Consider the following 11442-nt stretch of genomic DNA (forward strand, 5'->3'; position numbering starts at 1 on the left):
CCACACCGCGCTGAACGCCATCGGCATCGTCTCGCGCGCGATCAGGTGGTCGATCATTTCGCGGCAATGCAGATCGACGCTGCTCCCCGCGCCGATCATCGCCAGATAGTCCCACGCCGTCATCAGGAATGCGCCCGTCGGCTCCGCCGCGAAGGGCCGCACGAACACCTTGCGGTACTCTGCCTTCTCCGCCTCGTTCACCAGCACCGGCCCGATCAAGGTCAGCGACGCAAGCCGCCCCGGATAGGCGCGCGGCATTTCCACCGCCGCGCAGCCCCCCGTGTGGTGCCCGCAGGCATGAAAGCGCGCCACCCCGAGGCTGTCCACCGCTTCCATCAGCCGGTCCGCGACATAGCGCATGTTGGGAATGGCGCTCGGCTGATAGGATCGGCCGAAACCGGGCGAATCAAAAGCCAGCAGGTGATAACGATCCGCCAGCCGCATCATGACCTGTTCGAACATCGCGCCCGAGGAGGCGGTCTGGTGAAACAGGCAGACCACCGGAAGCGCCGGATCGCCCGCCTCGCGCACATGGATCTGCCCGTCCCGGCAATCGGCATAGCGGCGGCGTATGGTCATGGTCAGCTCTCCGGGTCACACTCTTGTTAGAAACGTCCAATCCTACATCAATTCCGCAACGTCACCGTAATTCTCGTAATCCCGACGAGTGCTTGGCTCAATCGCCCAGCCAATCGGTGGTGATCTCGCCCCCATGCCCCTCAGGCGCCAGCGCGGCGCGCAGCGCTTCGAGCAGTGGCGGCAGCCCTTCGGTGAATGCGTAGGGCGGGTTGACGATATAAAGGCCCGCGCCATTATAGATGCCGGGCTGATCGCCGTCATAGAGCCAATGCTCCACCCGCAGCAATTTCGGGATGCCGAGGCGGCGCAACTGCTCCTTCCACTGCCCATGCGCGGCGCGGTCTTTCAGCGGATACCAGATCACCGTCACGCCGTGCGCCCATTTGCGGCAGGCAGCGGCAAAGGTAGCGGTAATCCGGGCGCGTTCATCCTGCTGCTCATAGGGCGGGTCGACCAGCACCACGCCGCGCGGCGTCCGGGGCGGGATCATCGCCAGCCAAAGCTCGTAGGCGTCGCGCTCATGCACGGCGGCGGATGTGCCGCGCATCGCACCGCGCAGGGCATGGGCATCCTCGGGATGTTTCTCGTTCAGGATAAGGAAATCCTGCGGGCGCAGCAGCTGCGCCAGAATCCGCGGCGAGCCGGGATAGAAGCGCGGCGCGGCACCGGCGTTCACCGCCTGAACCACGGCGCGGTAGTCGTTCAGCAAGGAGTTCGGGTCGGCAAAGGCCCGCAGCACGCCTTGCGCTGCCTCGCCGGTGCGCTGCGCCTGCGCGCCATCGAGGTCGTACAACCCGCAGCCGGCATGGGTGTCGATCAGCGTCAGCGCGCCCGGCTTGTGCTGCAAGGCCCTCACCAGAGCGATCAACAGGCAGTGTTTCACGACATCGGCGCTATTGCCGGCATGGAAGGAATGGCGATAATTCATCGTGCTTCGAAATCCGGAAGATCCGCCTTGATGCAAGCTGCCGGGCGCACAAGCCAAGCGCACGCCAATTGAAGCAATCAATCCGATGCTCGTCTAGGGTCAGCAAGAGACCTTTCCAGCACTTCTGCGCGAGACTATTGCAGGGATCGACCAAGCCCCTATGGCCACGCGCCCGCGCCTCGTCATCCCCGGCATCCAGAACCATGTCGTCCGGCATGATTTGGGGGGTTATTGCACGTGTGACCGTTATCCCGCCGCAATCGTCAAATCGCCTTATAATCCTCGATATGAATTGCCCACGCGTTCGGCACGAACTGATTGACCACCGCGCCGTTATCAATAAAGCCGCCGTTCGCGGTGCCGATCCATTCGCTGAGTTGGCCATTATCGTTGCGCCACATGATATCCGCGCGGCCATCGCCGTTGAAGTCGCCAGTGCCTTGGATCTTCCAAGCGTTCGGCACAAACTGGTTCACCACCGCGCCATTGTCGATCAGCCGCCCGGTCGCGCTACCCAGCCATTGGCTGAGCTGGCCATTGTCGTTGCGCCAGAGCACATCGGCGAAACCGTCACCGTTGAAATCGGCAGCATCCTGAATTTTCCACGCACTTGGCACGAACTGGTTCACTAGCGTTCCATTGTCTGTGAATCCGCCGCTCGCCGTGCCGAGCCATTGGCTGAGAAAGCCATTGTCGTTGCGCCACAGCACATCGCTGCGCCCGTCGCCGTTGAAATCGTTGCGCACACTTTGCAGCCAGACATCCACGTTGCCATCAAGAGCGTTGGTGAACGCGCGCATCCGCGTGCTTTGCGGAGGAAGACTGCCGAGCGTCAGCGATCCGCCGGTGAAGGTCAGTGTATTGCCGCTCAGCGCATAAGTGAAGGCGGGGCTGCCCGCCGCGCCTGCACCGATAAACCGGATGCGTTCACCGATTGCGAGATCGGTTATGCTGTCGCCGTTCAGCTCGGCGGGGGTGCCTTGAAAGATATCGACCCCCGCGCCGCCTGTCAGAGTATCTGGGGCACTACCGCCGATCAGAACGTCGCCGCCGCCAAGCGCCAGGATGGTATCGCGGTCTGCGCTGCCGGTCAGCGTCTCGCCATTTTCGGTGCCGGTGACCACTTTATAGGCAATGTCGGCAAGGGTGACGGGGTTCCTGACAAAGAGCCGGAATGTCCCGGACGCGGCGGTGGCATCGATGAAGCTCGCGCCGCCGCCATTCGGCGTAATGGTGACGTTGGTCGGGCGAAACGCCGTCAGGTCGATAATGTCAACGCCGCTTTGGAAATCCTCGATCTGGTCGGTGCCGTTGACATTGTTCGAGGTTGCCACGCTCTCGAACACAAACCGGTCTGCTCCGTTCCCGCCATAAAGGAAGCTGAAACCGGTCCCGGCAAAAAGCACGTCGGCACCTTCGCCGCCATTGAGATCGGTTCTCGCAGCACCAGCACGCAGCACATCGCTGCCCGCCCTGCCGTAGAAATATGCCGCTGTGTTGGTACTATCCGCCGAGACGATGTCGTTGCCGTCACCAAGGTAGACGTAGGTGTTTTCAATCGCCGTGGCCCCGAGTTGCGAGGTGGTCAGCGTGCGCGGAGTGTTATCGGTAAAGGTGAGAACCGCCAAATCGTCTCCGGAACCACCGTCGATGCTGTAGCCGGTCAAATCTCCGCTAATGTTGATATAGAGCTGATCGTTGCCCTCGCCCCCAAAGAGCCGGTCCCGGCCCCCATTGCCGTTCAAGAAGTCGTTGCTGGCACCACCCGTCAGACTATCGCCCAGATTCGACCCTGTTATGGAAATGGATTCAACGTTGCTAAGGCTGTTGCCCGAAGCGAGTGCGGCGACCAGCGAGAAGGTCGTTGCGATGTTGTAAGCGGCGACGAACTGCACCGAATCCGTGCCCGTACCGCCATTGATCGCAAAGCGTCCGGTCATCGGGAGGTATATCTGATCGTCGCCTTCGCCGCTGGAAATCGAAACGCTGCCTCCGGGCAAGCCATATCCCGAGACATTAATCGTATCTTTGCCCGCGCCTGAATCCACGACATTGGTGCCACCGGCGTTGAGCGTGATGTCGTCCGCTCCCGGCCCGCTGCGAATATCGTTGTTCCCGCCCACTCCGCGGATTTTCCCGCCGGTATCGAACCCGGTCTGGCTCAGCGTGCTGGTCGAGGCGTTCCAAGACCAACTCTGCACTTGCTGCCCGTCTTCGCTGGCGGTGCCATAGAGATAGCTCACGGCGTCGAGATCAAGCGTTCCGAGCGTCGAACCGCTGAAGCCGCCCGACGTGTAGCTCAGCACCGTCGTCGCGTAGTTGTCGATCGCTGGGTCCAGCGTATAGGTGCCTTCGAAGGGATGTTTGAACCCGAGGTTGTGTCCGATCTCGTGGAGAAAAAGTTGCGTCGAAGGCTGGGAGATCTTGTCGGAAACTATCAATTCATCGCCGCCGGCATAAGCTGCCGCCTCAGCCGAAGTATACGGTCCACCAAGATCGAAATTGAAGATGCCGACCTTGATGTCGCCGTAGCCCGCCGGCACCTCGAGGAACGTGATCCCGCTTGCCGCATCCCACGCTTGGAAGGCTCCCCGCGCGGTTGCCTGCTGCGCGGCGCTCAGCGGCCTGAAGCTGTCGATATAGGCTTGGCTTTCGCCATTGAAGCGTCCACCCAAGCCGAGTGCCGTCGTCGACGTCTCGAACGAATAGCTGATGAAAACGGGCCGATCGACGAGCGGCTGACCGGCGCTGTCAGATCCTACCCATGAATAGCTTACGATCGCGCGGCGATCGGTAACGATGGTCATCACTGGTCCCCTGCGCAAAAGTCCGTTCAGACCTGCTGGTGGGAACAAGATACTGCAAAATCGCGGCCCGTTGAAGGGTGCCAGAGGCTCTTACAGGCCAATAACTCGGTTACAGTGACACGTGGAGTAACCCCTTTATTCCTCACGCGCAGCGCTATGCTGTAATCAAATGGCCCGTCTCCCCCGTCTCGCGCTCCCCGGCATCCCGCACCACGTGACCCAGCGCAGTTACGGCGGCACGTCCAATACCCCCTTTGCTTGGCCACCCGTGTGCTATACCAAAGCCCCATGCCCAGCCTCCCGCACCTCATCATCCTTGGCATTCGGAACAATGTCGTCGGGCTTGGTTTTGGGGGTTATTGCACGTGTCACCGTAACTCCTGCCAACACCCCCATCCAACTCCGGCTAGGCAGACAAGCTGCCAAGCCTGCGTATCCTTCCCCCATCGAGGGGGAAGGTTGGGGTTGCGCTGCCCCCTTCCCCCTCGATGGGGGAAGGATGCCGCAGCTTGGCGGTGCAGCCGCCTAGCGCAGGCTGGATGGGGGTGATTTCCGGCAGGACGGGTGTGGCTTTCCTACATCACGCAAACCTGCAACAATAGCGCGACCGGCTCTTTGATCCTGTAAACTTACTGCAAAATCGCGCAGAGTGTCACTTTGTCACTCACGCTTCCTATCTCTTTGTTTCAGAGACGTTTTAACGCCCGAACAAAAGTTGACACGGTGTCAACTCTGTCACCTTTTTTGCAGCTCCCCTTCCCCCTCAATGAGGGAAGGATGCCGCAGCTTGGCGGCGCTGCCGCCTAGCGCAGGCGGAATGGGGGGGAATGCCGCGCCATTTTCCTACGCCGCGCGATTGTGCCACAAAGCGCTGGCGCAAGATGCGGAGAGCGGATGATTGATGAGCCAAACCAATGCTCAATTAATCGACCAAATCGATCAATATCCAGCCACTGATCGATCCGAATTATTCCTCAGGACTGTGTCAACTATGTCAACTTGGCGCGAAACGGCCAGTTTAGAAGCGCCGCGCGACGGCGAACTCGGCGGCTTCGATCATCGCGGCTTTGGCGGCGCTGGCGGGGAAGGCGGCGATGGCGTCGATGGCGCGGCGCGCATAGTGGCGGGCGCGTTCGCGGGTGGCGTGAACCGTTTGGTGGCGGTCGATCAGCGCGATGGCGCGGGCCAGATCCTCGTCGCTGTTGCAATCACCTGCAATGGCGTCGCGCCAGAATTCGCGCTCTTCGGCCGATCCGCGCGCATAGGCGAGGATCACCGGCAGGGTCATCTTGCCTTCGCGGAAATCGTCGCCCTGATCCTTGCCCATTTCGGCGGCATTCGAATCGTAGTCGATCGCATCGTCTGCCAGCTGGAACGCGATGCCCAAATTGCGGCCATAGGCATCGAGCGCCAGTTCATCGCCGTCGCTGCGTTCGGCGACGACGGCGGCAATGCGGCAGGCAGCGGCGAAGAGCGCGGCGGTCTTGGCGTTGATGATCGAAAGATAGCGTTCCTCGCTGGTTTCGATCTGGCGCTGCGCAACAAGCTGATCGACCTCGCCCTCGGCAATGATGGCCGATGCACCCGAGAGGATGCGCAGCACCTTGATGCTGCCATCCTCGACCATCAGTTCGAAGCTGCGGCTGAACAGGAAATCGCCGACGAGCACGGTGGCGGGATTGCCGAAAACGATGTTGGCCGCTTTCTTGCCGCGCCGCATGTCGGAGCCATCGACCACATCATCATGGAGCAGGGTGGCGGTGTGGATGAATTCGACCGCAGCAGCGAGTTTGAAATGGCGCGCGCCGCCATAGCCGAGCAGCGATCCGGCGGCGAGCGTGAGCATCGGGCGCAGCCGCTTGCCGCCGCCGGCGATGAGGTGGCCCGCCAGCGCCGGGATCAGCGGGATGCGCGATTGCATCTTGTCGAGGATCACCGCATTGACGCTGTTCATGCCATCGGCGACCAGTGCCATCATCGGTTGAAGCGATGGTTCGGCGCGGCGCGGCAACGGGTGGATCGAAGCGGTCATGGCGTCATCGCTTGGCCGAGGGGTCGGCGCTTGGCAAGATGCAAGTTGCAAGCTAGCGCGCTCGCAGCACATTCGGGCATAAGCCCGGCGGGCAAAGCGGGGGCGGCATGACACATAATCCGGCAGGCGAAGATCCGGTGCTGGCTGGATACCGGCAGAGCATCGACAATATCGATGCGGCAATGATCCACATTCTGGCCGAGCGGTTTCGCATCACGCAGGCGGTGGGCGCACACAAGGCCGCGCATCAGCTCCCGCCCAGCGATCCGGGGCGCGAGGAGCGCCAGATTGCGCGGCTGCGCGCGCTGGCAGTGGAGGCGCGGCTCGACCCCGAATTTTCGGAGAAGTTCCTGCGGTTCATCATCGAGGAGGTGATCCACCACCACGAGCGGGCCCGCAGCAAGTAGGCTTATCGCGGCTCAATCGGTGAAGGGTACGCCGGGCAATTGCTTGGCGGTGCGGATGGTCAGCGAGGTCTTGACGCTGGCTACATTGGGCGCTGGCGTGAGCTTGCTGGTGAGAAATTCCTGAAAGTTCTGCAGGTCTTTCGAAACGATCTTGAGGATGAAATCGATCTCGCCGTTGAGCATATGGCATTCGCGCACTTCGGGCAGGGTGCGCATGTGGTCTTCGAACTGGCGCAGCGATTCCTCGGCCTGGCTTTTCAGGCTGACCAGCGCGAACACGGTGATCGCAAAGCCGAGCTTGGCGGCATCGAGATCGGCATGATAGCCACGGATCACCCCCGCCTCTTCCAGCGCGCGGACCCGCCGCAGGCAGGGCGGCGCGGTGAGCCCGACCCGCTGGGCCAGCTCGACGTTGGTCACCCGGCCTTCGTCCTGCAGTTCGGCGAGAAGCCGCCGATCAATTCCATCAAGTGTTGTCATGGCCCATTCTTGTTTTCGCGTTCGATAGCCGATCAGGCGCGGCGGCATGCTCATCAAGGGTCCGGCGGCACCGTGCCAGCAATTTTCCACACCTTTTGGATCGCAACAGGACAACTTTATTGTTTCATATCGCAATCGTCCCACTATGCAACGCAATCAACACCGCGCTTTGCGCTTCTTTGCAATTTGTTAGGGTAATTTTGGGTGCTCCGCCAATCCGGGCGACGGCACCAGAGCGGAGCCACGCTTGATTATTGATGATCGTCTTAACACCGTGCTGCGCACCGTCGCGGCCGGGCCGGCGGCCATCCGCACGCAGTTTCGCCAGCTGGCAGACCTGCTGGGCCGCACGCCGGACGACGCGTGGACCCCGACCCACGAGCAAGCGCTGCACCGGCTCGATTCGCTGCACGGCGCGCTGGGCGATGCGGCGAGCGCCGACCTGCTCCGCGCCTGCGCCGTGCAATCGCCCCGGCTGGTCGCGCATTTTGCCAGCTGCGGCTCGAAACCCGCATTGGCCGCGATTGCCCGGGCGCGGCTGAGCGAGGCGCAGTGGCTCGCCCTGATCCCGGCTCTGCCGGTCCAGGCACGCGGTTTTCTGCGCCACCGCCGAGATCTCGGCCCCCGGGTCGAGCTGCTGCTCGGGCAGCTTGGCATCGAAGATTTCGTGCTGCCCGAGGCCGCTTCGCCCCAGCCTGCTGAACCCCAAACTGCTGCGCCCCAAACTGCTGCGCCCCAAACTGCTGCGCCCCAGCCTGCTGTGCCCCATATTGCCGCGCTGGCGCCGCCGCCTCCAAAACCCGCCCTCGCAGCCATGGCCTCGCCGCCGCGCGAGGGGATCGGGGCGATCGTGCGCCGGATCGAGGCCTACCGACTGAACCGGGCTCCGACCGGCACCAGCGAGCAAATTGCCGAGACCAGCGTGGCAGCCCCGCCCGCCGCAGCGCCGGCGCGCCTATCATCCTCGGCAGAAGCCGCTTCGCCGGCGCGCTTGCTGCACACGGTCGATCTGCGCACCGATGCGGCGGGCACAATCACGGGCGCCGATGCCGCGCATGCCGCGATGCTGGTCGGCCATCGCCCGTTCACCGGCCAAGCCGCCGCGCCCGCCAGTTGCGACGCCGAGACCTTGCGCGCGGTGCGGGCGCATCTTCCGGTCAGCGCGGGGCTGCTGATGCTCGAAGGTGCGCCTGTGATTGCCGGCCTCTGGCAGATCGATGCCGCCCCGGCCTTTTCGCCCGAGGGTGGGCGGTTTGAAGGATATCACGCGCGCCTGCGACGGCCCGCTGCGGCGGATCAGCAAATGAACGGAGCCGAGGCCGGACAAGGCGCGAGCAGCGCGGACCAGATGCGCCAACTGCTGCACGAGCTGCGCACGCCGATCAATGCCATTCAGGGCTTTGCCGAACTGATCCAGCAGCAATTGTTCGGGCCGACGCCGCACGAATACCGCAGCATCGCCGCCTCCATCGCCTCTGACGCGGCGCGCATGTTGGCCGGTTTTGAAGATGTCGAGCAGCTCACCAAGTTCGAGAGCAGCCCCCGCGCCAGCGCTGCGCCCGCCGCGGGCGACAGCGCAGCCGGCGAGCGCGCGGCCGATCTCATTGCGCTGCTGGACAGGCTGGTCGCGCAGATCGCGCCGGTGATCGCAGCCCGCGAGATCGCGCTGGCCTGCCACTGGCCCGATGCAAGCGTGCAGGTATCCTTCCCGCTGCTCTCGCTCGAACGCAGCATTTGGCGGCTGTTTTCGGTGATCGCGGGGGCGGCCGCCCCCGGCGAACGGCTGACCCTGCGCCTCGATCACAGCGACCGCCTCGCGCGCCTCGCGCTGCAACTTCCTGCAGCGCTGGCACAGCGCGCGGATGAGGCGCTGTTTGCACCCGACAGCGCGGGGAGCGCGGGCGGCGGGGCAATGCTGGGCAGCGGATTTGCGCTGCGGCTGGCGGCGGCGGAAATCCGCGCGGGCGGCGGAACCTTTACGCGCAGCGGTGCGGAGTTGATGATCGATCTGCCGCTCTTGACCGCGCCGCCACGGGCACTAAGCAACAGCTTTAGCTAATGAGCGCCGGGGGGAGCTTAACGCAACGTGGCATTGCCGAATATCCTCGCTCTTCCGGCGAATGCTGATCGCGTAAGCTTTGCGGCCGATTTCGGACAGCGGTTTATCGTCACCGTTGACACCGAGGAGGAGTTTGACTGGGGCAAGCCGCTGGCGCGCACTGGGCATGGCCTGAACCATGTCCCCGAACTCGCAAGATTTCAGCAGTTTTGCGAAGAATCCGGCGTGGTACCGATCTACCTGATCGACTATCCGGTGGCCTGCGATCCGGCAGTGGTCGAAGCACTGGGCGCGGCCGTGAGCGCGGGCCGCGCCGAAGTGGGCGTGCAGCTCCACCCATGGGTGAGCCCGCCACACGACGAGGATGTGAACAACCACAACAGCTATGCCGGCAACCTTGCGCCCGCGCTTGAAGCCGCCAAGTTTGCGCAGTTGCAGGACGCGATCAGCGCAGCCTTTGGCAAAGCCCCGATGATCTATCGCGCCGGGCGTTATGGCATCGGGCCGGAAACGGCCGATATCCTCGCCAAAAGCGGCATTGCCATCGACACTTCGGTTCGGGCCCGGTTTGATTACAGCACCGGCGGCGGGCCCAATTTCCGCGACCATCCGGTCACGCCATATTGGATCGACCAAGCCGCGAACTTGCTGGAAGTGCCGCTGACCACGGTGTTCTGGGGAATTCTGCGCCGCCAGGGGGCATGGCTCTACCCCTATATGTGGCGCGCGCCGCAGCTGCGCGGCCTGCTGGCGCGGGCGGGACTGCTCGAACGCATTCCGCAGACCCCCGAAGGTGTCAGCGTGGCCGAGGCGATCAAGGGTATCGACATTGCGATCGATGATGGCCTGCCACTGCTGGTCTTCTCGTTCCACAGCCCCTCGCTCGCTGCGGGCTACACGCCGTATGTGCGCAATGAGGCCGAGCTCGCGCAGCTTTACACGTGGTGGCGGACGGTCTTTGCATACCTCAAACAGCGCCAGATCCGCCCCGCCAGCGTGGCCGACATCATGGCCGCCGTTCAGCCTTAGGGCGCTTGCCAACGCTCCGGCGGCGCATTAACGCCCCTGAGCAGTGGGCCTGTAGCTCAGTTGGTTAGAGCTGGCCGCTCATAACGGCTAGGTCGCGGGTTCAAGTCCTGCCGGGCCCACCACTTGATCAGGCGTCCCGCTTAAAGCCTGAGGCCGGTGATCGCCCCGGCATCGATCGTATCGCTTTCGAGGCTGGCCACCGGCCATGCGCAGTAGTCGGCGGCATAATAGGCGCTCGGGCGGTGATTGCCCGAAACGCCCACGCCGCCAAACGGCGCGGCCGAACTTGCCCCGGTGGTCGGTCGGTTCCAGTTGACCACGCCTGCGCGCGATTCCGCCCAGAACCGCTCATAAAGCGCCGCATCCCCGCCGAGCAGGCTGGCGGCAAGGCCAAACCGGGTGGCGTTGGCCGCAGCAATCGCGCCCGCAAAATCGCCCACGCGGATGATCTGCAGCACCGGCCCGAAAATCTCCTCATCGGGCGCGGCAAGACCTGTGACATCGATCATGGCGGGGCCCAGCAGCGGGGTGCCTTCGCTGAGGCGCTCCAGCGGGCGAATGATCTGGCCGCCAAGCGCCACCAGCGCCTGCCATGCCTGCTCGACCCGCGCCGCCGCATTCATATCCACGACCGGCCCCATGAACGGCGCAGGATCATCGAACGGACCGCCCGCGATCAGCCGATCGGCCAGCGCCGCGACCGCCGCGATAAGCCCCTCGCTGCCCGGACCGACGATCAACCGCCGCGCGCACGTGCAGCGCTGCCCGGCGGAGATGAACGCCGACTGGATGATGACCGCCGCCGCCTGCTCCAGATTTTCGGGCGGAACATCCCATGCGACCAGCGGATTGTTGCCGCCGGTCTCGATCGCCAGAATCCGGTCCGGCACCGCGGCAAACGCCTGATGCAAGGCAAGGCCGGTATTCGAGGAGCCAGTGAAGAGCAGCCCGTCAAGCCCGGGATGCGCCGCAAGCGCCCGCCCGGTGTCGGCCCGCCCCTGCGCCAGCGACAGCACGCCCGCCGGGAGGCCCGCCTCGTGCCACAGCGCGGCCATGAATGCGCCCGATGCCGGGGTCAGCTCCGAAGGTTTGAACACCACTGCATTGCCCGCCAGCAGCGC

At 63.8% G+C, this 11442-nt stretch carries 9 protein-coding genes and 1 tRNA gene; 4 read left to right on the forward strand and 6 right to left on the reverse strand.

The genetic code is table 11. The features are described 5' to 3' along the window. From Q0O40_RS13260 to Q0O40_RS13275, 4 genes are all read right to left on the reverse strand, one after another. Positions 1-579 (reverse strand): alpha/beta hydrolase (locus Q0O40_RS13260; protein ID WP_295530702.1); only part of this gene is annotated, 579 nt, incomplete at its 3' end. A 97-nt stretch (positions 580-676) separates the two neighbouring features. Further along, positions 677-1507 carry a 23S rRNA (adenine(2030)-N(6))-methyltransferase RlmJ gene (locus Q0O40_RS13265; protein WP_295530705.1) on the reverse strand — a complete coding sequence of 277 codons (831 nt, stop codon included), beginning with the start codon at positions 1505-1507 and terminating at the stop codon, positions 677-679. A gap of 263 nt (positions 1508-1770) precedes the next feature. Next, a complete protein-coding gene (locus tag Q0O40_RS13270; protein ID WP_295530708.1) occupies positions 1771-4314 on the reverse strand; it encodes an FG-GAP-like repeat-containing protein in 2544 nt (847 codons plus the stop codon). A 1018-nt stretch (positions 4315-5332) separates the two neighbouring features. Further along, positions 5333-6346 carry a polyprenyl synthetase family protein gene (locus Q0O40_RS13275; RefSeq protein ID WP_295530711.1) on the reverse strand — a complete coding sequence of 338 codons (1014 nt, stop codon included), beginning with the start codon at positions 6344-6346 and terminating at the stop codon, positions 5333-5335. A 107-nt stretch (positions 6347-6453) separates the two neighbouring features. On the opposite strand from Q0O40_RS13275, the gene Q0O40_RS13280 reads away from it, so the two are divergent. Next, positions 6454-6753: a chorismate mutase gene (locus Q0O40_RS13280; protein ID WP_295530714.1), complete on the forward strand. Its 300-nt coding sequence runs from the start codon at positions 6454-6456 to the stop codon at positions 6751-6753. Between the two features lie 12 nt (positions 6754-6765). Here the strand turns inward: Q0O40_RS13280 and Q0O40_RS13285 are convergent, their stop codons facing one another. Continuing rightward, the gene (locus tag Q0O40_RS13285; protein WP_295530716.1) at positions 6766-7233 is read right to left on the reverse strand and encodes an Lrp/AsnC family transcriptional regulator; all 468 of its coding nucleotides are present in this window, start codon (positions 7231-7233) and stop codon (positions 6766-6768) included. A gap of 247 nt (positions 7234-7480) precedes the next feature. On the opposite strand from Q0O40_RS13285, the gene Q0O40_RS13290 reads away from it, so the two are divergent. The 3 genes from Q0O40_RS13290 (at position 7481) to Q0O40_RS13300 (ending at position 10443) form a co-directional block, all read left to right on the forward strand. Further along, the gene (locus Q0O40_RS13290) at positions 7481-9292 is read left to right on the forward strand and encodes a histidine kinase dimerization/phospho-acceptor domain-containing protein (RefSeq protein WP_295530719.1); all 1812 of its coding nucleotides are present in this window, start codon (positions 7481-7483) and stop codon (positions 9290-9292) included. A 27-nt stretch (positions 9293-9319) separates the two neighbouring features. Next, positions 9320-10321, forward strand: coding sequence for a polysaccharide deacetylase family protein (locus tag Q0O40_RS13295; protein WP_295530721.1), 1002 nt, complete (start codon positions 9320-9322; stop codon positions 10319-10321). 45 nt (positions 10322-10366) lie between these two features. Further along, a tRNA-Ile gene (locus Q0O40_RS13300) sits at positions 10367-10443 on the forward strand. A gap of 18 nt (positions 10444-10461) precedes the next feature. Here the strand turns inward: Q0O40_RS13300 and Q0O40_RS13305 are convergent. After that, positions 10462-11442 (reverse strand): aldehyde dehydrogenase family protein (locus tag Q0O40_RS13305; protein ID WP_295530723.1); only part of this gene is annotated, 981 nt, incomplete at its 5' end.

The organism is Novosphingobium sp. Chol11 (assembly GCF_945870625.1).
Classification (GTDB): Bacteria; Pseudomonadota; Alphaproteobacteria; order Sphingomonadales; family Sphingomonadaceae; genus Novosphingobium.